Source organism: Zobellella aerophila (assembly GCF_039539325.1).
Lineage (GTDB): Bacteria > Pseudomonadota > Gammaproteobacteria > Enterobacterales > Aeromonadaceae > Oceanimonas > Oceanimonas aerophila.
On the sequence record NZ_BAABCX010000002.1, the window covers coordinates 1 to 24,796 of the forward strand.

The 24,796-nt window shown below is 59.9% G+C and carries 26 protein-coding genes; 21 read left to right on the forward strand and 5 right to left on the reverse strand.

Going from position 1 to position 24,796, the window contains the following annotated elements:
• From ABD806_RS07610 to ABD806_RS07625, 4 genes are all read right to left on the reverse strand, one after another.
• Window positions 1-2,206, reverse strand: a 2,206-nt coding sequence (locus ABD806_RS07610) for a DUF4347 domain-containing protein (RefSeq protein ID WP_344956503.1), incomplete at its 3' end; no start/stop codon positions are given.
• A gap of 67 nt (window positions 2,207-2,273) precedes the next feature.
• On the reverse strand, window positions 2,274-3,008 hold the full coding sequence (locus tag ABD806_RS07615; protein ID WP_344956505.1) for an efflux RND transporter periplasmic adaptor subunit: 735 nt from the start codon (window positions 3,006-3,008) through the stop codon (window positions 2,274-2,276).
• On the reverse strand, window positions 3,008-4,600 hold the full coding sequence (locus ABD806_RS07620; RefSeq protein WP_344956507.1) for a TolC family protein: 1,593 nt from the start codon (window positions 4,598-4,600) through the stop codon (window positions 3,008-3,010). The genes ABD806_RS07615 and ABD806_RS07620 overlap by 1 nt, the downstream gene beginning before the upstream one ends.
• 365 nt (window positions 4,601-4,965) lie before the next feature.
• The gene (locus ABD806_RS07625) at window positions 4,966-5,451 is read right to left on the reverse strand and encodes a zinc ribbon-containing protein (RefSeq protein WP_344956509.1); all 486 of its coding nucleotides are present in this window, start codon (window positions 5,449-5,451) and stop codon (window positions 4,966-4,968) included.
• Window positions 5,452-5,572: 121 nt separating this feature from the next.
• Here ABD806_RS07625 and leuS point away from each other — a divergent pair, with 121 nt between their 5' ends.
• From leuS to ABD806_RS07700, 15 genes are all read left to right on the forward strand, one after another.
• Entirely contained in the window at window positions 5,573-8,152 is a 2,580-nt protein-coding gene (gene leuS, locus ABD806_RS07630; protein ID WP_344956511.1) for a leucine--tRNA ligase, read from the forward strand.
• Between the two features lie 91 nt (window positions 8,153-8,243).
• Complete coding sequence (locus ABD806_RS07635; protein ID WP_344956513.1) at window positions 8,244-8,729, forward strand: LPS-assembly lipoprotein LptE; 486 nt, start codon at window positions 8,244-8,246, stop codon at window positions 8,727-8,729.
• Complete coding sequence (gene holA / locus ABD806_RS07640; protein ID WP_344956516.1) at window positions 8,729-9,751, forward strand: DNA polymerase III subunit delta; 1,023 nt, start codon at window positions 8,729-8,731, stop codon at window positions 9,749-9,751. The genes ABD806_RS07635 and holA overlap by 1 nt, the downstream gene beginning before the upstream one ends.
• Window positions 9,748-10,395: a nicotinate-nucleotide adenylyltransferase gene (gene nadD / locus ABD806_RS07645; protein WP_344956518.1), complete on the forward strand. Its 648-nt coding sequence runs from the start codon at window positions 9,748-9,750 to the stop codon at window positions 10,393-10,395. Before holA ends, nadD begins: the two co-directional genes overlap by 4 nt.
• Before the next feature lie 34 nt (window positions 10,396-10,429).
• Window positions 10,430-10,771: a ribosome silencing factor gene (gene rsfS / locus ABD806_RS07650; protein ID WP_344956520.1), complete on the forward strand. Its 342-nt coding sequence runs from the start codon at window positions 10,430-10,432 to the stop codon at window positions 10,769-10,771.
• The gene (gene rlmH, locus ABD806_RS07655; RefSeq protein ID WP_344956522.1) at window positions 10,771-11,241 is read left to right on the forward strand and encodes a 23S rRNA (pseudouridine(1915)-N(3))-methyltransferase RlmH; all 471 of its coding nucleotides are present in this window, start codon (window positions 10,771-10,773) and stop codon (window positions 11,239-11,241) included. Before rsfS ends, rlmH begins: the two co-directional genes overlap by 1 nt.
• Before the next feature lie 2 nt (window positions 11,242-11,243).
• Entirely contained in the window at window positions 11,244-13,142 is a 1,899-nt protein-coding gene (gene mrdA, locus ABD806_RS07660) for a penicillin-binding protein 2 (protein WP_344956524.1), read from the forward strand.
• A complete protein-coding gene (gene rodA / locus ABD806_RS07665; RefSeq protein WP_344956527.1) occupies window positions 13,135-14,241 on the forward strand; it encodes a rod shape-determining protein RodA in 1,107 nt (368 codons plus the stop codon). The genes mrdA and rodA overlap by 8 nt, the downstream gene beginning before the upstream one ends.
• Window positions 14,242-14,253: 12 nt before the next feature.
• Complete coding sequence (mltB, locus tag ABD806_RS07670; protein WP_344956529.1) at window positions 14,254-15,228, forward strand: lytic murein transglycosylase B; 975 nt, start codon at window positions 14,254-14,256, stop codon at window positions 15,226-15,228.
• Window positions 15,212-16,129: a septal ring lytic transglycosylase RlpA family protein gene (locus ABD806_RS07675; RefSeq protein ID WP_344956531.1), complete on the forward strand. Its 918-nt coding sequence runs from the start codon at window positions 15,212-15,214 to the stop codon at window positions 16,127-16,129. Before mltB ends, ABD806_RS07675 begins: the two co-directional genes overlap by 17 nt.
• 66 nt (window positions 16,130-16,195) lie before the next feature.
• On the forward strand, window positions 16,196-17,380 hold the full coding sequence (locus ABD806_RS07680) for a serine hydrolase (protein ID WP_425583108.1): 1,185 nt from the start codon (window positions 16,196-16,198) through the stop codon (window positions 17,378-17,380).
• A 165-nt stretch (window positions 17,381-17,545) separates the two neighbouring features.
• Window positions 17,546-17,809 (forward strand): DUF493 family protein YbeD, encoded by a 264-nt coding sequence (ybeD, locus tag ABD806_RS07685; RefSeq protein WP_344956535.1) that lies wholly within the window; start codon window positions 17,546-17,548, stop codon window positions 17,807-17,809.
• 9 nt (window positions 17,810-17,818) lie between these two features.
• Window positions 17,819-18,472, forward strand: a complete 654-nt coding sequence (lipB, locus tag ABD806_RS07690) for a lipoyl(octanoyl) transferase LipB (protein WP_344956537.1) — start codon at window positions 17,819-17,821, stop codon at window positions 18,470-18,472.
• Complete coding sequence (lipA, locus tag ABD806_RS07695) at window positions 18,469-19,434, forward strand: lipoyl synthase (RefSeq protein ID WP_344956539.1); 966 nt, start codon at window positions 18,469-18,471, stop codon at window positions 19,432-19,434. The genes lipB and lipA overlap by 4 nt, the downstream gene beginning before the upstream one ends.
• Before the next feature lie 97 nt (window positions 19,435-19,531).
• On the forward strand, window positions 19,532-20,605 hold the full coding sequence (locus ABD806_RS07700) for an NAD(P)H-dependent flavin oxidoreductase (RefSeq protein ID WP_344956541.1): 1,074 nt from the start codon (window positions 19,532-19,534) through the stop codon (window positions 20,603-20,605).
• A 53-nt stretch (window positions 20,606-20,658) separates the two neighbouring features.
• On the opposite strand, the gene aroG is transcribed toward ABD806_RS07700, so the two are convergent.
• On the reverse strand, window positions 20,659-21,717 hold the full coding sequence (gene aroG / locus ABD806_RS07705; protein WP_344956544.1) for a 3-deoxy-7-phosphoheptulonate synthase AroG: 1,059 nt from the start codon (window positions 21,715-21,717) through the stop codon (window positions 20,659-20,661).
• Window positions 21,718-21,930: 213 nt separating this feature from the next.
• On the opposite strand from aroG, the gene ABD806_RS07710 reads away from it, so the two are divergent.
• The 6 genes from ABD806_RS07710 (at window position 21,931) to ABD806_RS07735 (ending at window position 24,773) form a co-directional block, all read left to right on the forward strand.
• Entirely contained in the window at window positions 21,931-22,140 is a 210-nt protein-coding gene (locus ABD806_RS07710) for a DUF2061 domain-containing protein (RefSeq protein ID WP_344956547.1), read from the forward strand.
• 35 nt (window positions 22,141-22,175) lie between these two features.
• Complete coding sequence (locus tag ABD806_RS07715; RefSeq protein WP_344956549.1) at window positions 22,176-22,577, forward strand: DUF2750 domain-containing protein; 402 nt, start codon at window positions 22,176-22,178, stop codon at window positions 22,575-22,577.
• Window positions 22,577-23,017, forward strand: a complete 441-nt coding sequence (locus ABD806_RS07720) for a YaiI/YqxD family protein (RefSeq protein ID WP_344956551.1) — start codon at window positions 22,577-22,579, stop codon at window positions 23,015-23,017. Before ABD806_RS07715 ends, ABD806_RS07720 begins: the two co-directional genes overlap by 1 nt.
• Window positions 23,018-23,104: 87 nt before the next feature.
• Window positions 23,105-23,659 carry a YceB family lipoprotein gene (locus ABD806_RS07725; protein ID WP_344956553.1) on the forward strand — a complete coding sequence of 185 codons (555 nt, stop codon included), beginning with the start codon at window positions 23,105-23,107 and terminating at the stop codon, window positions 23,657-23,659.
• Between the two features lie 158 nt (window positions 23,660-23,817).
• Window positions 23,818-24,420, forward strand: a complete 603-nt coding sequence (locus ABD806_RS07730; RefSeq protein WP_344956555.1) for a LysE family translocator — start codon at window positions 23,818-23,820, stop codon at window positions 24,418-24,420.
• The gene (locus tag ABD806_RS07735) at window positions 24,402-24,773 is read left to right on the forward strand and encodes a hypothetical protein (protein ID WP_344956557.1); all 372 of its coding nucleotides are present in this window, start codon (window positions 24,402-24,404) and stop codon (window positions 24,771-24,773) included. The genes ABD806_RS07730 and ABD806_RS07735 overlap by 19 nt, the downstream gene beginning before the upstream one ends.
• The last annotated feature ends 23 nt before the right edge of the window (window positions 24,774-24,796 follow it).

The window sequence follows — 24,796 nt, forward strand, 5'->3', positions numbered from 1 at the left end:
TGAAGGTCGGGTGACTGCCGTTGGCAGTCAGGGTCGGTTCGTCGTTGTTCTGCACCACGGTGACGGTGGAGGCGACGGCCAGGGAAGCGGTGTTGTCGCCGCCGTTGGCGGTGCCGCCGCTGTCCTGGATACTGGTCAGGGTGACGACGCGGTTGCTGGTCGACGGCGCGTTACTGTTGTTCTGGTAACTCATGTTGTCGATCATCGTCTCCGCCGCGGCGACCGACAGGTTGCCACCGGTCATGGTCACGGTGGCGGTGGTGCCGATCACCATCACCGAGTAGTTGAGGCTGTTGCCGGCGGTGCTGCCGTTGGTGCCGTGGGTCAGCACCACGGTGGTGCCATCGACGTTGATGCGCTCGTTGCTGCCGTTGGTGACGTTGGTGATGGTGAAGCTCAGCCCGGTGATGGTCTGGCCAGCCTCGACGGTATTGATGTTGGTGCCGGTGAACAGGCTCGCCGCTGCACCGCCTTCGGTGAAGGTCGGGTTGCCGGCGTTGGCGGTCAGGGTCGGCTCGTCGTTGACGGCCGTCAACGCGATGGTGCGTGAATCTGAACCGCTGGCCGCATTTTTGTCGGTTGCGGTAAAGGTGATGGTCCGGTTCGAAGTGCCGGGATCGTTGGCAGTCGAGTCGAAACGCATCGACTGCAACACTTCCTGCACATTGGCATTGGTCGCGTCGGCGTCGAAGGTAACCGTGAGCTTGGTGCCGCCGGTGACAATACCACCGCTGGCGCTGAGATCACCGATATCCACGCCATTGGCAAAAATATTGGTGCCGCTGATGGTAATGGTGGTGCCATCGCCGTCGCTGTCGACAATGCTGAGCCGGTCGCCGGCTTCGGCATTACCGGTAATCTGTACCGACAGCGACCCGCCATTCCACTCCGCATCGCCATCGGAGTCGCTAAGCGTTGCGGCACCGTCGATCTGAGTGGCGGCGTTGCCTTCGGTATAGGCAAGGCTGGTATTGGCCACTGAAACTGATGGCGTTGAATTTGCCGGCGTAGTATCCAGGGTGACCCTAAAGGCCAGGTCGAATCCACTTACAAACGAGCCATTATAATAAACATCGCCCTCGGAATAGCCCTCTGACGTGTAAACGAGGCTATAGGCTTCTTTAGGAGTAAGAACGAAGGAATAGACCTGGCCGCTGGTCAGCTGGACGTTACTGTCTATGGTGATGTCATAAAAGCTGTAGTCGTTAAGGCTGTTGACGGTATCGACAGAGCGAAGATCGATGCCCGTCTTTTCATAAAGCAGGGTGCCGCCGGTGCCCGCCCCCGCATACACCTTAAGGGTCGCGGTGCCGGAAAGCGATACGCCAGTGAGGTCATTGGCGACACCGATTTTGGTCAGCTGGCCATCCTGGATGGCGGTAAAGGACTGACCAAACACATCACCGCCCAGAGACGTCGTTATTCCGGTAGCGCTGTTTTCTATCACCGTCTCGGCCAGGATGTGGTGGAAGGCCGCCATGGCGTCGGCCGAGATCCCCTCCCCGGCCGTTTCTATGGCGCCCCGGGTCACTTCCAGCTCCCAGTCGCCGCCCAGGGCGGCGGCGCCGGTCGGATCATCCGAGGCCGCCACATCGGCGCCGGTGAGCTCAGCAAGGCGCTCCACAAAGGCCTGACCCTCGCCGTCGGCCACTTCGCAACCATAGAGCAGCAGGTCGCCGTCGGTATTCAGGGCCTGGCCCAGGGCGCCCAGCTCGCTGGCACGACTCTCGGCCTGAGCTCTGTCCAGGGTCAGGGTCCCCAGGCGCAGCTGCCCCTCGGCGCCGTGACTGAGGATATGGATGGCATCATAGCCGGAGTTTTGCTGCGCCCACACCGCCAGCTGCGCCAGGCCGTCCCGGCCGCCGTCGATCAGCCGGACTTCGATGCCAGCACCGATGCCGTCGACCAGGATCTGGTAATCGGTGACGCCGGAGTCGACAAAGGCGACTTCCTTGCGGCCATTGTTCTGGCCCGGATCGCCGGCCTTGAGCTGGGTGGGGGCCAGGGCCAGGGCGCCGTCGCCGACATGCACGGCCTGGTCCGGGGATGGCTGATGCACCGGGTCCTGCTGAAAGGCCACGTCCGTGCTCATGTCGACGGTGGTGGCCACCGCCGCGCCATCAAGCAAGATGCGTGATTCAAGGGCGGTAATCAGCGGCTTACGACGAAATCCGGGTGAAGTTTTGGCGTTATCTTGCTTGTTCATGGCATCTTCCCTGGTCGGCATCGGGGTCGGCTCAGGCCTCCGCTCCCCGGGCGCAAAATATATGGTGTTACTGGGTGTCGGTTTGGCCGATATAGGCCGTCGCACTCATTCCCGGCATCAGTTCGGACGACTGCGCGAACCGGGCGCGCAGCAGCAGGGTCTGGCTGACCGGATCGATCGCCGGGCTGATCGCGGCAATGGTCGCCTCCACCCTGTCCCCGGTTTCATCTATCTGCAGCGTCAGCGGCATGGATGGCCGCAGCCAGCTCAACCAGGTGGCCGGCACTACCACCTCGGCTTCCAGCCGCTGATCCGCAACAATTTCGATCAGCTCCTGCTGCTGGCGAATGTTCTCATGCTGGTTGACAAGCAGGGTCACCACCTTGCCGTCATAGGGCGCGGTGATCTGACAGCGCTGGGTGTTAATCCTGGCGATGCGCAGCTCGGCCTGGGTCTGTGCGTATTCGGACTGGGCCAGCGCCACATCCAGGCTGCCGATGGAGCGCAGTTCGTTCAGTTGCCGCGCGTTATCCAGCTTGATCTTGGCGGCGTTGTTTTCTGCCGCTACCTTGCTGGCCTGCGCCTCATATAGGTCACAGTCGAGCCCGACCAGCAGCTCACCCCGTTTGAAGCTTTCTCCCGGTCGTTTCGGCAGGCTGGTCACCCGGGCCGCCAGCTCGCCGGACAAGACAGCCCGATCCAGCGCCTTGATCACCGCCCGCGCCTTGTGCTCCTCGGCATGAGCGGGCATCGCCAGCAGCAGGGCCGATAGCAGCAGCGCTTTACCCCGGATGCGCGTCATCAGCTTATTTCATCCACGCTCTCCGAGGCGTCGCCAATGGCCTGTGCCTCATCCTCTTCGGCATCCGCGGCCGGAACGACGGCCACCGGCTCGGCCAGCTCACCCCTCTGCCAGCGGGCAAAGCGCTCCGAGATGGTCTCTGCCAGCTGCTCGACGCTGTTCCGGGCATAATCGTCCGGCAATAGATCCATGCCCATGGTCACGAAGACCCGGCCATAGCTGTTTTGCAGATCCGCATAGGCCACATCACGGCGCAGTTCGGCCAGCAGGGTATTGAGGGACTCACGGATCAAGTCCAGTTCCGAGGTGCGCTGCATGCGCGCGGCATTCACGGTTTGTTCATTGATACGGTTGGCCACCTGCAGATAACGTTCCGCCAGATCAAAGCTCTTGCGCGACTCGTTATAGTCGATCCTGGCCAGGTGGACCTGAGTCAGCACCGCGATGGAAGAGGCCAGGCGCTGCTCTTCCGCTATCGCTTCACGGGTTTGCGCCAAACGCCGCTCGGCCCCCACCTTGAATACATCGAACAGGTTCCAGCTGACCTGTGCCCCCAGGCTGGTCCAATCCCGATTCAGCAGATAATCGCTGTTGTCGTAGTGCGCCCCCGCGTTTAGGCTGATCCCCGGCAGCATACTCAGCATGGCGGCGCGGGTGTCCGCCGCGGAAATACGCTGCTGATAATAGGTCTCAACCAGCTCGGGCCGCTGGCTGAGTGCCAGTTCCTCCATGGCGGCCAGTTCAACCGCCAGCTCGGGCACGTTGAAATCGGGCGCGCCGACATCGGCCAGTTCGAATGCCGAGCCCGGTTTCAACCCCATCAGCGCAGCCAGTTCCGTCTTGGCATTGGCAAGATCCTGGCGTAAGGATTGCAGGGCACGCAGGATATCGAGCAACTCCCGTTGGTAGTAGAGGGCTTCCATGGGCGAGCGCAGTTGCAGCAGTTCAACCTGGCGCGAATCGTCGAGGGCGGCGGAGGCCTGCACGATCAGCGGGCTGATCTTCTGCAGCAGCCGCTCGGCCGACACCGCCCGCCAGTAGGCTCCCCTGACATCCTGGGTTATATTGTGAACGACCTTGCGCTCCCGCTCCTTGGCAATCAGATAGCGGTCCGCATGCTGCTTGGCGCGCACGTAGGAAAGGCCGAAATCGAGCACATTCCAGCTCAGGGCCAAATCGTAGGTTGAACGCTGTTTGTCCTGGGAGATCGAATAGGATGGGTCGGGACCCAGGGGGTCGGGTTGTCCGTCTTCAAAGCCGACACTGGCAGAAGCGGCAAAATTGCTGCGCGCAGAGTAACCGGCAGAGGCGACCAGGCTGGGCAGCATCTCATGGCGGACCAGATCAATCTGTCCCTGCTCCATGGCCGACTCCAGCGCTTTTAGCTTTTTATCCCTGTTGTTGCGCACCGCCCGGGCAATGGCGCCCTCCAGGCCGATGATGCCTTCGACCTGGCTTTCTTCCTGCGCAAACAACGCCATGTCGGCGCGTACCGTATTGCTGACGTTATCGGGGGAAATGGCTTGCGGGGTGACGGCACAACCACTGATGGCCAGCACCATTGATGAGGCAAGCAAGGTCTTCTTAAACATATATCGGTCTCTTATCCTTAGAAAGCCTGTATCCACTTGGCTGCGTTTACAGCCGAGGCTAATGCGCTATTGTGAACACACAATTAATATTTATTTGATATCAAGATATTATTTGCGACGTCTGGCAATGACTGACCATAAATACCAAGGGATAACACTGGAACGAGGACGCGAAATGTCAGGCTCACGCTGTCACTCATCCTTGAGGATCCCACTATAGGCGCGTGCTAGATAGTTGTTCCCGCCCATGCTATCACGGCACGCAGATATAGTGTCAAATGACAACGGTTCTTGAGGTAAAAATTGTCCGCTGATGGGGATTAATAAAGGGACAGGGCTGACAGCGGCTCAGCCCCGGCCCGTAGTTACGGCATCAAGGGCCGGCGAATAAAGGTGTCGTGGTTGCATTCCAGGCAGGTGGTCAGCACCTCGGGGTGGGTCACCTCGTGGGGATGGGCGCACAGGGTACAGTCGTAGATGCCGGGACCCACTATCTCCCCCGCCCGGTACTCGCCGTGATGCTCGAGCTCATTGCTGAATTCCTGCCATTCCAGCTGGCTTTTGTCGGTGGCATTGGCCAGCCAGCCCCACACGGTTTCCTTGATCCGCCGATAGAAGACGCTGTCCCTGAATTCCTCACCGCTGTTGCCCAGTTCCGCCAGATCCCGCTTCACGTATTGGGCAATCAGCGCCAGTTCATCCTTGGTCAGATCTCCGGCCGCTTCCATATAGGCCTGGGTCGTTTCCACCATGTCCTTGATGGTGGTGTCCTCGGTTTGCTGCCATTGGCGGTGCAACTCCTCGACGAAGGCGTCATACCCCTTCTTATGTTTTTGCTCGTGATTGCTCATGATCCCCCCTTGGATGCAGAACCCGGACGGTGCGGCTATTGTTGCCTTTACCCCCCTGGGGTATTCTATGGCGATTTATCGCCGTGGTTTATCACCCATTTCACAGATCCGGATGTCACTAATGCAAGAGCAATACATTCCCCAGAATATCGAGCCCGAAGTGCAACGCTTGTGGGCAGAGCAGCAGACCTTCAAGGCGACAGAGCAGCCGGGCAAAGACAAGTTCTACTGCCTGTCCATGTTCCCCTACCCATCAGGTCGGCTGCATATGGGGCATGTACGTAACTACACCATAGGTGACGTTATCTCCCGCTACCAACGCCTGCAGGGAAAAAATGTACTGCAGCCCATCGGCTGGGATGCCTTCGGTCTGCCGGCCGAAAATGCCGCCATCAACAACAAGACGGCACCGGCCCCCTGGACCTATGAAAACATCGATTATATGAAAAACCAGCTCAAGCGGCTGGGTTTCGGTTATGACTGGGATCGGGAGCTGGCCACCTGCACCCCCGAATATTACCGCTGGGAGCAATGGTTCTTTACCAAGCTCTTTGAGAAAGGCCTGGTGTACAAGAAGACCTCGTCCGTCAACTGGTGCCCCAACGACGAAACCGTGCTCGCCAACGAGCAGGTCAACGACGGCTGCTGCTGGCGCTGCGATACCCCGGTCGAGCAGAAAGAGATCCCCCAGTGGTTTATCAAGATCACCGAGTACGCGGAAGAGCTGCTAAACGACATCGATAACCTGGATGACTGGCCCGAACAGGTCAAGACCATGCAGCGCAACTGGATCGGTCGCAGCGAAGGCGTCACCCTGAGCTTTGCCGTCGCCGGCCAGGACGAACACTTTGATGTCTACACCACCCGCCCGGACACCCTGTTCGGGGTGACCTACGTGGGCATCGCCGCCGGCCACGCGCTGGCCACCCGTGCCGCCAAGAACAACCCCACGCTTGCCGCCTTTATCGACGAATGCAGGCATCACAAGGTGGCGGAGGCCGAGATGGCCACCATGGAGAAAAAGGGCATGGCCACCGGCTTCTATGCGGTGCATCCGCTAACCGGCAAACAGGTTCCCATCTGGGTCGCCAACTTCGTGCTGATGGATTACGGCTCGGGCGCGGTGATGGCGGTCCCCGCCCATGACCAGCGCGATTATGAATTCGCCACCCAGTACGGCCTGGACATCGTTCCGGTCATCAAGCCCGCCGATGGGAGCGAGCTGGACATCAGTGAGGCCGCCTATACCGAAAAGGGTGTCTTGTTCGACTCCGGCGAGTTCAGCGGCCTGGACTTTGAGCAGGCCTTCGATGCCATCGCCGATGCGCTGATTGCCAAGGGCCTGGGTCGACGCACCGTCAACTTCCGCCTGCGCGACTGGGGCGTGAGCCGCCAGCGTTACTGGGGCGCCCCCATCCCCATGCTCAACCTGGAAGACGGCTCCGTAGTCGGTGCGCCGGAAGAACAGCTGCCGGTTATCCTGCCGGAAGACGTGACCATGGACGGTATCCAGAGTCCGATAAAGGCCGATCCCGAATGGGCCAAGACCAGCTATAACGGCCAGCCGGCGTTGCGCGAAACCGATACTTTCGACACCTTTATGGAGTCATCCTGGTACTACGCCCGCTACTGCAGCCCCGATTACGACCAGGGCATGCTGGATGTGGACAAAGCCAACTACTGGCTGCCGGTCGACCAGTACATAGGCGGCATCGAACACGCCTGTATGCATCTGCTCTATGCCCGCTTCTTCCACAAGCTGCTGCGCGACACCGGCCTGGTGGAATCGGACGAGCCGTTCAAGCGCCTGCTGTGCCAGGGCATGGTGCTGGCCGACGCCTTCCACCACACCGATGACAAGGGTGCCCGTACCTGGGTCAGCCCGGTGGATGTCACCCTCGAGCGGGACGAAAAAGGCCGTATCAGCCGTGCCCTGGACAAAGACGGTAACGAGCTGGTGCACACCGGCATGACCAAGATGTCCAAGTCCAAGAACAACGGCATCGATCCCCAGCTGATGGTCGACAAGTACGGCGCCGATACCGTGCGCCTGTTTATGATGTTCGCCTCGCCCGCCGACATGACCCTGGAGTGGTCCGACTCCGGGGTAGAGGGTGCCCAGCGCTTCCTCAAGCGGCTGTGGAAACTGGTGTTTGAACATCAGTCCCTGGGGACCACAGAACCGCTCAACATAGCCGGCCTGAGCAATGAGCAGAAGTCGCTGCGCCGGGATGTCCATAAAACCATCAATAAGGTCAGTGACGACGTGGGTCGCCGCCAAACCTTCAACACCGCCATCGCCGCCATCATGGAACTGATGAACAAGCTGGCCAAGGTTGATATGAGCGACGCCCAAAACCGCGCCCTGCTGCAGGAAGCGCTGGAAGCCATCGTCGTGATGCTGCACCCGATCGTGCCTCATAGCTGCTTCGTCCTGTGGCAGGCGCTGGGCAAAGAGGATATCGACCATGCCGACTGGCCGGTTGCCGATGCCGACGCCCTGGTGGAAGACGAGAAACTGGTGGTGGTGCAGGTCAACGGCAAGGTACGCGGCAAGATAACCGTGCCCGCCGATGCCAGCCAGGAGCAGGTGGAAAATGCCGGCCGCAGCGATGAAAACGTGGCGCGACACCTGGATGGCAAGACCATCCGCAAGGTTATCTACGTACCCGGCAAACTGCTGAATATAGTGGCTAACTAAACTGGAAGCTAGAAGCTGAAAGTGTTTGTATAAAGGCTTGTTCACCCAAGCCTTTCTCTTCCAGCTTCAAGCTGCTTTTAAAGGAGTTATTATGCTCGCTCGCATCAAGGCAGGGGTTCTCATACTGCTGACGCTACTGCTGTCCGGCTGCGGTTTTCAGCTGCGGGGTGGTGAACGCCTACCACCCGAGTTGCAGACCCTGGTACTGGCCGGCGACGATAAAACCCAGTTTTACCGCCTGGTTTCGGCCCGCCTGATCCGCGCCGGGGTACGCCTGGTCGAAGCGGATGGCAACACCCCGGTGTTGACCATCAGCGAGTTGGGACAGAACAATGTCACCGCGTCAGTCGATACCCATGCCGATACCCTGGAATACGCCACCCGTTTCGCCACCCGCTTTACCCTGGATATTCCCGAGCAACCGCGGCAGGTATTTAATGTCGCCTTCAACCGCAGCTTCCTCGATAAATCCAACCTGGCCCTGGCGTCCAGCCGGGAGCAGGAGCAGCTGCGCCAGGATATGGAAGAAGAAGCCGCCGCCCAGATAATACGGCAGCTGAGTCGCCTGAGTTATTGATGCGACTGTACCCGGAACAGTTACCCCAACACCTGAAGGCAGGGCTCGCGCCCTGCTATTTAATTTATGGTGACGAGCCATTGCTGAAGCAGGAGGCGATAGACACCCTGCGGTCCGCCGCGCGCGCACAGGGGTTCGAGGAAAGGCACGCTTTCAGCGCCGAGCCCGGCCTGGATTGGGATGCCATCTTCGATGCCAGCCAGTCCCTGAGCCTGTTCAGCCAACGGCAGATAATCGAGCTGCAGCTGCCGGACAAGCTGGATAAAACCGCCTCGGAGCGCTTGCGTGAACTCTGTGGCCTCTGCCATCAGGATCTGTTGCTGCTGGTGTCGGCGCCCCGCCTCAACCAGGCGCAACAGAAATCCGCCTGGTTTAAGGCACTCGCGGCGGCAGGCCCTACCGTTGCCGTTAATACCCCCGATGCCCGGCATTTTCCACGCTGGCTGGAGCAGCGCCTGCACCAGCACGGCCTGCGGGCCGAACCCGAAGCCTTACGTTGGCTGGCCTATGCCTTTGAAGGCAACCTGCTGGCGGCCGCCGGAGAAATGGAAAAGCTGACGCTGCTGGAACTGCCGCAACCCCTGACCCTTGGCTGCCTGCAGGATAATGTTCAACCCCAGCATCACTTCAATCCCTTCCAGCTGCTGGATCCCCTGTTGCAGGGCAAGGTCAAACGGAGTTGCCGTATCCTGTTGCAGTTGCGCCAGGAAGGCATCGAAGCCGGCATGCTCTGCCATATCCTGAGCCGGGAACTGGCCACGCTGATCGAGCTGCAGCTGGCGTTGCAATCCGGACAACATTTTCAGCAGGTTGCCGCCCAGCACCATATCTGGTCCAGCCGGCAGCCCCTGGTCCAGGCGACCCTGGCCCGCCTGCCGCTCGGCAAACTAACCCAGCTGCAGGCCATGCTGGCCGCCACCGACCGGGCCCTCGCAGAATTCGACGACGAGCAGGCCTGGCGTTGGTTGTACAGCCTCTGCGTCGGTTTTTTTGATGCCACCCCCTTGACCATAACGCCATGACCAAACCCATAGGATTACTGGGGGGCACCTTCGACCCCATTCATATCGGCCACCTGCGGCCGGCCATCGCCACCATGGAACAGCTGGGGCTGGACCACATTCGGCTACTGCCCAACTATATTCCGCCGCACCGGGCCAACCCGGACAGCGCTCCTGAGCACCGGCTGGCCATGGTGACCCTGGCCGCCGGCTGCACCCCGGGATTCGTGGTCGATGACCGGGAGCTCAGGCGAAACCGCCCCTCCTATACCATAGACACCCTGATAGAACTACGCCGCGAACGGCCCGCAACGCCCCTGTGTTTCCTGATGGGGATGGACTCGCTGCTGTCGCTCAATCGCTGGCACCGCTGGCGGGAGCTGCTCGATTATGCCCACCTGGTGGTCAGCCACAGGCCCGGCTGGCGGCCGGAATTCAATCCCGAGGTGGGGCAGCTGTACCGGCAACAGGGCACCCGTGATATACAGCGCCTGCACAGCCAGAAGGCGGGGGCCATTTATCTGTTCGACAACCCCCAGTTGGACATCTCCTCAAGCCAGATCCGCCGTTGCATAAAAGAAGGGAACAATCCCCAATATTTGCTGCCTGATCCGGTAACGGCCTATATTCGAGATAAGGGACTCTACCAAGAGCCCGTGCTATAATCCGCCGCCATTTATGAATGAGGAGACTAACCCCTTGCAAGGTAACCAATTGCACGACTTTATCGTCGATAAACTGGACGATCTTAAAGCCCGCGATATCCTGGTCCTGGATGTCAGCGGTAAGTCCACCATCACAGACTGCATGATCATCTGTTCCGGTAACTCCAGCCGCCATGTCAACGCCATCGCCGAGCACCTGGCCACCGAGGCCAAGCACGCAGGGCTGGCACCGCTGGGTGTAGAAGGCCAGGGCATAGGCGAATGGGTACTGGTTGACCTGGGCGAGGTCATCGTCCATGTGATGCAGGAAGAAACCCGCGATTTCTATCAACTGGAAAAACTCTGGGGTAAAAGCTCGGTTGGAGCCTACGCCTGATGAAACTCCAGTTGGTGGCGGTCGGCACCAAAATGCCGGCCTGGGTCACGACTGGCTTTCAGGAATACCAGCGCCGCTTTCCCCGGGATCTGCCCCTCGAGCTGGTCGAAATCAATGCCGGCAAGCGTGGCAAGAATGCCGATATCGGGCGTATCCTCCACAAGGAAGGCGAACAGATGCTGGCGGCTGTGCCCAAGTCGGCGCGCGTCGTCACCCTGGATATTCCGGGACGTCCCTGGACCACGGAGCAACTGGCCGAACAACTTACCCGCTGGCAGCTCGACGGCCGGGATATCGCCATCTTGATCGGCGGCCCCGAGGGACTTGCTCCTGCCTGTAAGGCCGCCGCCGAACAGTCCTGGTCGCTCTCCCCCCTCACCCTGCCCCATCCCCTGGTGCGGGTGGTCGCGGCCGAGAGCCTGTACCGCGCCTGGAGCATCAACAACAACCTTCCCTACCACAGAGAGTAAGTATGGCAAAAGGCCGGGTAAAGATGCGGGATCATAACGCAGAATCCTTCCTGCACTGGCGCCGGGCACTGGTGGCGTTTATCGGTATCCTGGTGTTGATGGGAATCCTGTTCGTCAACCTCTATCATCTGCAGGTCAACGAGCACAAGGCCTATCAGACCCGTTCCAATGATAACCGTATCAAGGTGGTGCCCATTGCCCCGACCCGGGGGCTGGTTTACGACCGCAATGGGGTCTTGCTGGCCGAGAACCGCCCCATCTACAGCCTGGAGATTATCCCGGAGCAAACCGCCGATCTCGACGATACCCTCGACCGCCTGACAATCCTGCTCGAGCTGGATGAGGAGGCAAAAGAACGCTTCCTGAGCGAAGCCAAACGGCAGCGTCGTTCGACTCCTGTCCCCCTGGCCAGCCGGCTGACCGAAAAACAGGTCGCTCTGTTCAGCATCAACCAGCACAAATTCCCCGGCGCCAATATAGAAGCCTATCTGAAGCGCTTCTATCCCTATCAGGATACCCTGACCCACGCCCTCGGCTACATGGCCAAGATCAACGACAAGGACGTGGAGCGGCTGCGGGAAGAAAACAAACTGGCCAACTATGCCGCCACCCGGGATATCGGCAAGCTGGGCGTCGAGCGCTACTATGAAGAGCTGCTCCACGGCCAGGCTGGCTATCAGGAGGTAGAAGTCAATAACCGCGGCCGGGTGATCCGCACCCTCAAATATCAGCCGCCCATCGCCGGCAGCGATATTTATCTGAATATCGATATCCGGCTGCAAGCCCATGCCCAGCAGCTGCTGGCGGGCAAACGCGGCGCCGTTGTGCTGATGCGCCCGCAGGACGGCCAGGTGCTGGCCATTATGTCCAGTCCCAGTTACGATCCCAACCTGTTTGTTCATGGCATCAGCGGCCCCGATTATCGCGGCCTGCTCAACGACCCCAACCGGCCGCTGATCAACCGGGCCAGCCAGGGGGTATATGCGCCCGCCTCCACCGTCAAACCCATGCTCGCCATCATGGGGCTGAACGAAGGGGCCATTACCCCGAGAACGCGCTTCTTTGGCGGCCCTTATTTCCAGATCCCCAACACCGCGCGCAAGTTCCGCGACTGGCGCCGCTGGGGCCACGGCTGGATGGATGTCTATCGTGCCATCGAGATCTCCGCCGACACCTTTTTCTACGATCTGGCCTACCGGGTGGGGATAGACACCGTGAATGAATATATGAGCCACTTCGGCTTCGGCCAGTATTCAGGCATCGATCTTTATGAGGAAACCCGTGCCATCATGCCCTCACGGAACTGGAAACAGGCCCGCCATCGGCAACCCTGGTATCAGGGGGACACCATTTCCGTGGGCATAGGCCAGGGCTACTGGACCACCACCCCACTGCAGCTGGCCCGGGCCACGTCCATCCTGGTGGATCATGGCGAAACCGTTCATCCCAGGTTGCTGCGCGGTATCGCCAGCGTGAATGGGGTGCTCGATATGCCGATCAGCAAGGGGGAGCCCATCGAGATAAAACAGGACAGCCACTGGCAGGTGGCCCTGGATGGCATGTACCGGGTGATCAACGGTCGGGAGGGCACAGCCAGGCGGGCTTTTGCCGGTACGCCCTACAAAGCCGGCGGCAAATCCGGTACCGCCCAGGTGTTCAGCCTGGCCGAGAACCAACAGTATGACCACGCCAGCACCAAGGAGCACTTACGCGACAACGCCCTGTTCGTCGCCTTCGCCCCCTTTGACGATCCGCAGGTGGTCGTCTCCGTGGTATTGGAAAACGCCGGTGGCGGCAGTTCCTATGCCGCGCCCATCGCCCGCGCCATGCTGGATGCCTACCTGCTTCCCGAACCTGCCCCCGAATCTGCCGCCACCGATGAGGCCACCCCGGATGAATAAACACGCCCCTCGCCGCACCCTGTGGGAGCGCCTTCACCTGGACTGGCCCCTGCTGTTGGGGCTGCTGATCCTGTTGACCGCCAGCATGGCCATCTTGTATTCCGCCACCGGCGAGGATATCAATGCCATCAGCCGCCAGGCGGTCAGGGTGGGTTTGTCGCTGGTGGTCTTGCTGGTCCTGGCCCAGCTGCCCCCCTCCTTCTATGCCCGCTGGGCACCGCCTGTCTTTGCCCTGGGGATAGTGCTGCTGGTGTTGGTGTTGCTGGTCGGCGATATCGGCAAGGGCGCCCAGCGCTGGCTGGAGGTGGGCTCATTCCGTTTCCAGCCGTCGGAGATCATGAAACTGGTGATGCCGATGATGATCGCCACCTACATCAGCCGCTACCCCCTGCCGCCCGGCCTGTTACACGTGGCCCTGGCCTTTGGGCTGGTGTTGCTGCCCACCCTGCTGATCGCCAAGCAACCAGATCTGGGGACTTCCATCCTGGTCGCCGCCTCCGGTGTTTTTGTGATTTTCCTGGCCGGCATGTCGTGGCGACTGATCATGGCGGCAGCGGCGGCACTGGCGGGCTTTCTGCCCTTGCTCTGGTACTTCTTCATGCATGACTACCAGAAGCGACGGGTTCTGACTCTGCTGGACCCGGAAAGCGATCCCCTGGGCGCCGGATATCATATCATCCAGTCCAAGATAGCGATCGGCTCCGGTGGCCTGTGGGGCAAGGGCTGGCTGCAGGGTACCCAGTCCCAGCTGGAGTTTCTGCCCGAACGCCATACCGACTTCATCTTTGCGGTAATCAGTGAGGAATTCGGGCTGGTGGGCGTCAGCCTGCTGATGCTGCTGTATCTGTTTATCATCGGCCGCGGCCTGCATATCTCCATCCAGGCCCAGGGCGCCTTCCAGCGCCTGCTGGCGGGGGCCCTGACGCTGACCTTTTTTGTGTATGTGTTTGTTAATATCGGCATGGTCAGCGGCCTGCTGCCGGTGGTCGGCGTGCCCCTGCCGCTGATAAGCTACGGCGGCACCTCCATGGTGACACTGATGGCCGGATTTGGCATCCTGATGTCTGTACACACCCATAGACGCCTGTTGGCAAAATAAAAGGACTAATCAATGCGTCTTGCTCTCTTTCCTGCCGCCGCCCTGCTGCTGGCTTCGACGGCGCAGGCAACTGAACTCAATGCAGAACAACAAGCCTGGTTGGATGAGCTGAGCCAGCAGTTTGAGCTGCCCCTGCCCGAGCTGACGGCGGCGCTGGAACAGGCCAACTACCAGCAATCCATTATCGATACCATGACCCGCCCGGCAGAAGGTAAACCCTGGCATCAATACCGTCCCATCTTCCTGACCGAGAAGCGACTGCGGCAAGGACTCGAATTCTGGCAAAACAATGAGGCCTCCCTGGCCCGCGCGGCGCGGGAGCTGCAGGTGCCGCCCCAGATTATTACCGCCATCATCGGGGTGGAGACCTTTTACGGCAACCACATGGGCAAGACCCGGGTGCTGGACGCCCTCTACACCCTGGGCTTTCATTATCCCCCCCGCGGCGCCTTCTTCCGCTCCGAGTTCGGCCACTACCTGCGGCTGGCCAAGGAACAGGGCTGGTCCCTGACCGAGCAGAACGGCTCTTACGCCGGCGCCATGGGCATGGGCCAGTTTATCTCTTCCAGTTATCGCCATTTCGCCCTCGACTTCAACGATGACGGCACCCGGGACTTATTCAGCACCATTGATGCCATCGGCAGTGTCGCCAACTATTTCAGGGAACATAACTGGCATTGGGATGAGGAAGTGGCCTACCCTGCCCGAGTTGCGGATGAAGAGGCCGTCGCCACCTTGCTGGACTCAACGCTTGAAATCAGCAACAGCTGGGCCGAACTGAACGAAGCCGGGGTGCGGCTCGATGTCCCCCTGAGCCCGGAAACGCCGGTCAAGCTGATCCGTCTGGATGGCGAGGCAGGCCCCGAATATTGGGTGGTACGGCACAATTTCTATGTGATCACCCGTTATAATCGCAGCCCCCTGTACGCCATGGCCGTCTATCAACTAAGTGAGCAACTGAAACAGGCTTATGAACAATCTCGTTAAATACCTGCTCCCCCTGACGGCACTGGGTCTGATTGCCTGCGGCAGCCAGCCGGAGCAAACCGGGCACTCATCCTCGGATAGCGATGCCGCTTATGACAGGGAAACCGCTGGCGGCCGTTATGCCCTGCGCCAGGACAAAATGCCGGCCAATGCCCCCAACATGGACCATGTACAAAACGCGATTCCCCGCTACGAACCATACAGCCGCCGGGGCAACCGGGACTATAACGTCTGGGGCAGTGACTACCAGGTGTGGAATGACGTAGAGCAATACCAGGATGAAGGCCTGGCCTCCTGGTATGGCGCCAAGTTTCATGGCTATGAAACCTCCAACGGCGAGATCTACGATATGTTCACCATGACCGCCGCCCACAAGCACCTGCCGCTGCCTTCCTTCGTCAAGGTAACCAACACCCAGAACGGCAAGCAGGTGATAGTGAGGGTCAACGATCGGGGGCCGTTCCACGGCGGGCGTATCATCGACCTGTCCTATGCCGCCGCCTATAAGCTGGACATGCTAGATACCGGTACGGCACAGGTGCGGGTCGAGCTGCTCCGTTTCTCGCCCAACGGCAAGCCGGTACGGCTGGCATCCAACAGCAGGTCGGTACCAGTCGCCGGCACACCGGTGGCCTATCAGCCCAGGCCTGCCGCCCCTGCCGCCAAGCAGAGTCCGGCTATCAGCGGCCGTCATATTCAGCTGTTGGCTACCCGCTCCAGTGACAGGGCCAAAGAGCTTGCCGCCCAATTGAGCAGGGAGTATGGTTTCCCCGCCCGGGTTGAGCAGAAGTCTGAATGGTTCAGGTTGCAAATGGGACCAATCCCGGCACACCAGACGCAAGATACCCTGGCCAGGCTCATTGCCGCCGGGTACTCACAGGCCTATTTTCTGAGCCAATAATTCCAACAATTGTCATCAACCGGCAGCTATTGCCAATTAAACAGGGACCAAACAGTCGTTATGCGTATGGTTAAATCACTTTCTTCTTTCATTGCCGCTGCCTTCGTCTCGTTTGCAGCTCACGCTCAAACTGCGCCGCCCCTGGCCCCCGAGATACAGGCGGTTCCCGAAGCACCGGCGATCGCGGCCAAGTCTTATGTGCTGATGGACTACAGCAGCGGCCAGCTGCTGGTCGCCAATAACGCCGACGAACGCCTGCCCCCCGCCAGCCTGACCAAGATGATGACTTCCTATATCCTGGGACAGGCCCTGAAAGACGGTAAAGTTAAACGCGAAGACATGGTCACCATCAGCGAAGCCGCCTGGGCGCAAAACTTTCCCGGCTCTTCGGTGATGTTTCTCGAGGTGGGCAAGCAGGTCAGCATCGACGATCTGAACCGGGGTATCGTCATCCAGTCCGGCAACGATGCCACCGTGGCCGTCGCCGAGCATCTGGCTGGCAGCGTCAACTCGTTCGCCGACCTGATGAACTCCTGGGCGGCCAGACTGAGCATGCGCAACAGCCATTTCGTGACCCCCCATGGCCTGCACAGCGAGGAGATGTATACCACGGCCCGGGATATGGCGCTGCTGGGTCAGGCATTGATCCGCGATGTACCGGAAGAATATGCCGTCTATGCGGAAAAATCCTTCACCTTCAACGGCATCACCCAGCATAACCGCAATGCCCTGCTGTGGGACAACTCCCTGAACGTGGACGGCATCAAGACCGGCCATGTCGAAGCGGTTGGCTATAACCTGGTGTCCTCGGCCACCAAGGATGACATGCGGTTAATCGCCGTGGTGATGGGGGCCGCCAATGAAAAGGTGCGCGCTTCCGAAAGCAAGAAGCTGCTCACCTACGGCTTCCGTTTCTTCCAGACCCTGACCCCCTATCAGGCCGGTGCCGAGATAGTCAGTCAGCGTATCTGGATGGGCGACAAGAATACCGTCAGCCTAGGCGTGGCCGAACAGGTGGCGGTCACCATTCCCCGGGGACAGGCGCAGAACCTGAAGGCCGACTTTACCCTGGATAAGGCCCTCAAAGCACCGCTGGCCAGAGGCGAACAGGTGGGCACCCTGCACCTGACGCTGGCCGGTGAGGAAGTCCGTACCCTGCCACTGGTGGCACTGGAAGACATAGAGCAGGGAGGCATCTTCAGCCGCCTGATCGACTACATCAAATTACTAATCCAAGATCTGTTCAATTAACAAGCAAGCGGGTGCGGCAGCACCCGTTGCTACCTCCTCCGCAATAATCCCCTTCTCCCTGCACCTTGCCGGTTTCAGATTAGTCGGTTTTATGGTAAAAATGCCCTTATTGATGACATCTCACTCGCGAGTCATCCACCGAATACAGTTAAAGCAAAGGTTGCCATGAATACCAAGTTTGATGAGTTGCTCGAGTTTCCCTGCCGTTTTCCCTTTAAAATCCTCGGCCTGGCCGACGCACGCCTGCCCGATCAGGTCGTAGAAGTGATCCAGCAACATGCCCCCGGTGACTACAGCCCCCAGGTGCGCCCCAGCAGCAAGGGCAACTACCACTCGGTGACCGTCTATGTCAGGGTAGAAAACAAGGAGCAGGTCGAACAGCTTTATCATGCCTTGGGGCAGTTGGAACTGGTTAAATATGTGCTTTAGGAATGCCCCATGCATTATGACAAGCTGACGGTCAGACACTGGGGACAAGCCTCCTATGAGCATGTATGGCATACCATGCAGCTGTTTACCGACCAACGCAATCAAGATACCGAAGACGAATTCTGGCTAGTTGAGCATCTGCCGGTGTTTACCCAGGGTCAGACCGGCAAGGCCGAGCACGTACTGGATCCGGGGGATATTCCGCTGGTGCAAACCGATCGGGGCGGCCAGGTGACCTATCATGGCCCCGGTCAGCTGGTACTCTATCTGTTGCTGGATGTGCGCCGCAAGAAGCTGGGCGTCAGGCCGCTGGTCACCGCCATGGAGGAGTCGATTGTCGAGCTGCTGGCCGATTACCAGATCCAAGCCCATGCCAAGCCCGATGCCCCCGGGGTCTATGTCGACCAGAGCAAAATCGCCTCCCTGGGGTTGCGCGTGCGCCGCGGCTGCTCTTTCCATGGTCTGGCCTTGAACGTCAACATGGATTTAAGCCCCTTTCTACGAATTAATCCCTGCGGTTATGCCGGAATGGCGATGACCCAGTGTTGTGCCCTAGGTGGTCCACAAAGCCTAGAAGAAGCACAAACCAGGCTGGTACCCCTGCTGGCAGATCGGCTCGGCTACCAACATCTCTACTACACCACAGAGAAAATTAAATTATGAGCAAACCTGTACGCGTCGAGCCTGGCGTAAAATTGCGTGACGCCGATAAGATGGCCCTGATTCCGGTTAAGTTTATGCCGGATACCGAGGAGGAAGTGCTACGCAAGCCGGAGTGGATGAAGATCAAACTTCCTCCCAGCAACCAGCGCATACAGGGGCTGAAAAACATCATGCGCGAGAACAACCTTCACTCCGTCTGTGAAGAGGCCTCTTGCCCCAACCTGCCCGAGTGCTTTAACCACGGCACCGCCACCTTTATGATCCTGGGCGCCATCTGTACCCGTCGCTGTCCCTTCTGCGATGTGGCTCATGGCCGCCCGCTGGCCGTGGATCCGGAGGAGCCAGCCAAGCTGGCCAAGACCATCAAGGAGCTGGGCCTGAAATATGTGGTGATCACCTCGGTAGACCGGGACGATCTGCGCGATGGCGGTGCCCAGCATTTTGCCGACTGCATCCGTGCCATCCGTGAGCAAAGCCCCAATACCAAGATCGAAATCCTGACTCCCGACTTCCGCGGGCGCATGGATACCGCCCTAGAGATCCTAAAGGACACACCACCGGATGTGTTCAACCACAACCTGGAAACCGCCCCGCGCCTGTACCGTCTGGCCCGCCCCGGTGCCGACTACAAGTGGTCCCTGGAGCTGCTGCGCCGCTTCAAGGAAATCCACCCTCAGGTGGCCACCAAGTCTGGGCTGATGATGGGCCTGGGGGAAACCAACGAAGAAATCGTGGAAGTACTCAAGGATCTACGTGAGCATAATGTCACCATGCTCACCCTGGGTCAGTACCTGCAACCCAGCCGTCATCACCTGCCGGTGAAACGCTACGTGCCGCCTGCCGAGTTCGACGAGCTCAAGGCCGTGGCCGATAGCATCGGCTTCAGCCATGCCGCCTGCGGCCCCTTTGTCCGCTCTTCCTATCATGCGGATCTGCAAGCCCAAGGCGTAGAAATCAAATAAACAGAAGGAGCCGAAAGGCTCCTTTTTTGTCTGGTGCTGGCGCCCCCGCGGTGTTTATCCTACCTTTGAAGCTCACTTCTCAACAGGAACAGAGCAGATGCAGCGTCGGTTATGTGAACGCCTCGGGATCCGCCATCCCCTTGTCCAGGCCCCGATGGCGGGTGCCACTCCCCCTGAACTCGTTGCCGCCGTCAGCAGGGCCGGCGCCCTGGGCTCGCTGGCTGCCGGCTACCTCAGTGGCGAACAGATTTATCATGCCTGCCGGGATATCAGGTCCGCCACCTCACACCCTTTCTCCGTCAACCTGTTTGTACCCAGTAAAATCACCGCCGAACCGGAAGAGATCGCCGCCGCCCACCGGGCACTGCGGCCCCTAGCCCAACACCTGGAACTGGACCCGCTTCCCCTGCCCGAACAACCGGCTCCCGGGTTTGACGAGCAGTTCAGCGCCATACTGGAGGCCAATGTACCCATAGTGTCATTCACCTTCGGAATCCTCAGCCAGGCCGAAATCACCGCACTCAAGGCCCGCCATACCTTTATTATCGGCACCGCCACCTCGAAGGATGAAGCCTGCCACCTGGAAGCCGCTGGTGTCGATGCCATAGTGGTGCAGGGAGGTGAAGCCGGTGGCCACAGGGGCAGCTTCAGCGCCCGCCAGGCGGCGTCTCCGCAAAGCCTGCTTACCCTGCTGCCCGAAGTCTCGGCCCAGGTCAGCCTGCCGGTGATTGCCGCCGGCGGTATCATGAATGGCCAGGGCATGGCCGCCGCCATGGCCATGGGGGCGGCGGCGGTACAGCTGGGGACCGCCTTCCTGTTTACCCCCGAGGCCGGCATCAATGCCGCCTACCGGCGGGCTCTGCTGGCCGCCAGGGGAGAGGACACCCGGCTGACCCGGGTGTTCTCCGGCAAGCTGGCCCGTGGTATCAACAACACCATGATGCGCCAACTGGCCGAGGCCGCCATCGCCCCCTACCCCATGCAGCACCTGCTGACCCAGCCGCTCAGGCAGGCGGCGGCCAGGCAGGATAACGAGGATTATTTATCCCTGTGGGCCGGTGAAGGGGTGGCGATGGGCAGGGTACTCCCCGCCACAGAGCTGGTGGCCCTGCTGATGGACGAGCTGCAAAGCGCCATCTCCCAGCCGGAACAGGAGCTGGTGGATGTGTGAGTGGGCAAAAACAAGGCCCGCTTGCGCGGGCCTTGGGTTTTCAAGAAGGCGGCTTACGCCCCCTGACGCCGGGCCGTCACCGCCTCGGCCAGCGAGGCCAGCAGCCGCTCGGTGTCGTCCCAGCCGATGCAGGCGTCGGTGATGCTCTGGCCGAAGGTCAGCTCTTTACCCTCGATCAGATCCTGGCGCCCTTCGATCAGGTGACTTTCGACCATCACTCCGAAAATCCCCCGGTTGCCGCCGGCGATCTGTCCGCACACATCCTCGCACACCAGCATCTGTCGCTGATACTGCTTGCTGCTGTTGGCGTGGCTGAAGTCGATCATCACCTTGTTCGGCAGGCCCGACTTTTCCAGCCCTGCGAACACCGCCGCCACATGTTCGGCATCGTAATTGGGCTCCTTGCCGCCACGCAGGATGATATGGCAATCCGGGTTGCCGGCGGTGGAGACAATCGCCGAATGGCCGTATTTGGTGACCGACAGAAAGTGATGGGGGGCGCTGGCCGCGCCGATGGCATCGACCGCCACCTTAATGGTGCCGTCGGTACCATTCTTGAACCCCACCGGGCAGGACAGGCCAGAGGCCAGCTCCCGATGCACCTGGGATTCGGTGGTGCGCGCACCGATGGCGCCCCAGCTCATCAGATCGGCCACGTATTGGGGGGTGATCATGTCAAGAAATTCGCTGGCGGTCGGCAATCCCAGGTCGTTTAAATCAAGCAGCAGTTTGCGGCCGATGCGCAGGCCGTCATTGATCTGGAAACTGTTGTCCATATAAGGGTCGTTGATCAGTCCCTTCCAGCCGACCGTGGTACGCGGTTTTTCGAAATAGACCCGCATCACGATTTCCAGCCGATCAGCGTATTTGTCCCGCAACGACTTGAGCTGTTTGCCATATTCGATGGCGGCGAGGGTATCATGAATGGAGCAGGGCCCGATGACCACCAGCAGGCGATCGTCTTCTCCGGCCAGGATACGGTGAATGGCCTGGCGGGATTCAAATACCGTCGTCGAGGCGGTGTCCGTCGCCGGATATTTTTCCAATACCGCCACCGGAGGCAACAGCTCCTTGATTTCATTGATACGAATGTCGTCTGTCTGGTAATGCATACTGAGTCCTGACTGCTAATTGCGCGGGCGCGTACCCTGAAAAAATTATTTTCAATCTATCTCGAGCGGGGCCCGGCTGTAAACGTGCAATCCCGCTTTATCCGCAGATTACCTGGATAAGCTGTCCCTATCGAAGCCATAGGAATATTCTCTTTGATACCAAAACAATAATGATTATCATTTATCAATTGTTGTTTTTAAGGATGACTCCCCATGATCAAGACCCTGACCTTTGCCGCCGTGCACTTTACCGTTGCCTTCAGCGTGGCCTACCTGTTGAGTGGTGACCCACTGATCGGCGGCCTGATCGCCCTGGTGGAGCCCATGGTAAACACCCTGGCCTATTATTTTCACGAACGAGTCTGGAGCAAATACAGCCGGCGCCGCCAGCTTGGGCTGGACAACAAGGTGCTGCCGGTGTGAACATGCGCACATAAGCACCTTAACGAGAGTCCGCCATGAGCTACACACTGACCACCGCCGATAAAAATGCCGCCCAGATGATGCGGGATGACGAACGCTTCAATCACTTTGTGGCCCGGGTCTGTGAGCACCAGGAGCTGTGGATCCTGACCGACGAACACGGCTGCATGATGCTCACCTCCGACGATGATGAGGATTGCATCCCGGTCTGGCCCCATGCCGACTACGCCCGGGACTGGGCCCGGGACGACTGGAGCCATTGCACCCCCGAAGCCCTCAGTCTGCAAGTCTGGCTGGCCCGCTGGGTACCCGGCATGGAAGAGGATGAATTACTGGTGGCGGTCTTTCCGACCCTGGATGAAACCGGTGTGGTGGTCGAGCCCCGGGAGCTTGAAGAGGCCATCGTCCGCAAGCAAAAACAGGGACGCCATAACTGATGCAGATCTGGGTCGATGCCGACGCCTGCCCCAAGGTGATTCGGGACATTTTATTCCGTGCCGCCGAGCGTACCGGCACCGAACTGGTGATGGTCGCCAACCACGGCCTGCCCCTGCCCCCTTCCACCCTGATCAGGCAACTACAGGTGCCAAAAGGCTTCGATATCGCCGATAACGAAATCGTGGCACGCCTCGCACCCGGCGATATCCTGATCACCGCCGATATCCCCCTGGCCGCGGACGCCCTGGCCAAGGGGGCCCATGTGCTCAGCCCCAGGGGGGAACGCTTCGATAGCGGCACCATCCGTGCCAAGCTGACCATGCGGGATTTTATGGATACATTGCGGGCCAGCGGGGTGCAGACCGGCGGCCCCCCCAGCCTGAGCCAGTCCGACCGCCAGGCCTTTGCCAACCAGCTGGATAATTTGTTGCGCCAATAGCTGCCAAATGGTCCGATAAATTCCGGGATTTGCCTACCCGGCTTAGGCTACACTGCCGCTTTAGATCCGGCGAGAAAGGAGCCGTTCGTGCGTAACCTCTTTGTTTACCCCCTGCTGTTGTTGGCCTCACTGCTGCTGACCGCCTGTGCCGGCCTCAGTCAATACAGCGTATCGGAAAGTGAAATAGAAAAATCTCTTTATACCCTGCTGGAACAGAAAACACCCCAGCTCAGCCAGGGGCTGGTCCAGACCCGGATAGACAACCTCAGGCTGGCGATAGGCCCGGACAACCGCCAGGTGGTGCGCCTCGATCTGCAAGGGGAAACCGCCATCAATGCCCTAGTGGCCCGCTTCCCGGCCAGGCTGGATCTGGTGATCGAGGGCCGGCCCGTCTATGATCGCCAACAGAACGCCATCTACCTGCGGGACCTCAACCTGCTGCAAAGCAAGGTCAATGCCTTCGGCTACCAGGGGGATATGTCCGCCGCCTCGGTCGGTATGATGCAGCTGGTGCGGGCTGTACTGGAAAACCAGCCGGTTTATCGCCTGGACGACAGCCGCTACGGCTGGCTGACCAAGGCCCCCATCGCCATGGATATCACACCCGGCCGCCTGGTATTCAGCCCTCGCTTCAGCGACTGAGCAAAAACGGGGACCGGGGATGCCAATGTCCCCAGTCCCAAACTCCCATCCTGACCTTTTTCCATAGCCTGTTGTCCGGCCTTTGCCCTACAATGGAGAATATTGTCTATGGCTTAATCCAAATAACAGGCAGGTGCCCTATCAACGCCTCAATCTTAATGGTATTTATCCCCACCTTCTTCTTCGTCTCGGTCACCCCGGGCATGTGCATGACCCTGGCCCTGTCGCTGGGCATGACGGTCGGCGTGCGCCGCGCCCTGTGGATGATGCTGGGCGAGCTGGCCGGGGTCGGCCTGGTCGCCTGCCTGGCGGTGATCGGGGTGGCGACCCTGATGCTGAAGTATCCCCTGCTGTTCCTGCTGCTGAAATATGGCGGCGGCTTATACCTGGCTTATCTGGGCATCCAGCTGTGGCGCTCCAAGGGCAAGCTGGCCCTGAGCCCGGTTGACCTGGGCCCGCGCCATATCCCCGCCAGCACCCTGGTAAGCCAGGGCTTTGTCACCGCCATTGCCAATCCCAAGGGCTGGGCGTTTTTTATCGCCCTGCTGCCACCCTTTATCGACAGCCAAGCACCGCTCGCCGGCCAGCTGATCGGCTTGGTGGCAATTATCCTCACCCTGGAATTTATCTGCCTGCTGCTCTACGCCAGTGGCGGCCGAACCCTGAGCCGGGTACTGCTGCAGAAAGGCAAGGTGCGGTTGATGAACCGCATCGCCGGCAGCCTGATGCTGGGTGTGGCATTATGGCTGGCGCTGGGCTGACCCGCCGGGCCGGGCTGGCCCTCACCCTGGTACTGATGGTGCTGAGCATCTGTCTGAGCCAGCGGATGGGACTGATCCTTGCCTGCCCTGCCGCCGGTGGCGCCGTCTCCGCCGAGCAACAGTCCGAGTCCCGGTCAGGCAACGAGGACGAGCAGCCGACACCGGGACAGTCCTGTGATCTGTCGGGCAAACTGCTGTTCAAGAGCTGGTCGCTGCAGGACATCCCCCTGGTCGGGCTGCTGCTGTTGCTGTGGCCTCTTATCCCGCCCCGTTATTTTTTCTGCTTCCTCATCAAACTGTGCTTTGCCGTCCGACGAAGGCGGCACTTGCTTTTCTGTGTGTTCCGAGAATAGCCCCCGATACGTTGAGATTTAAA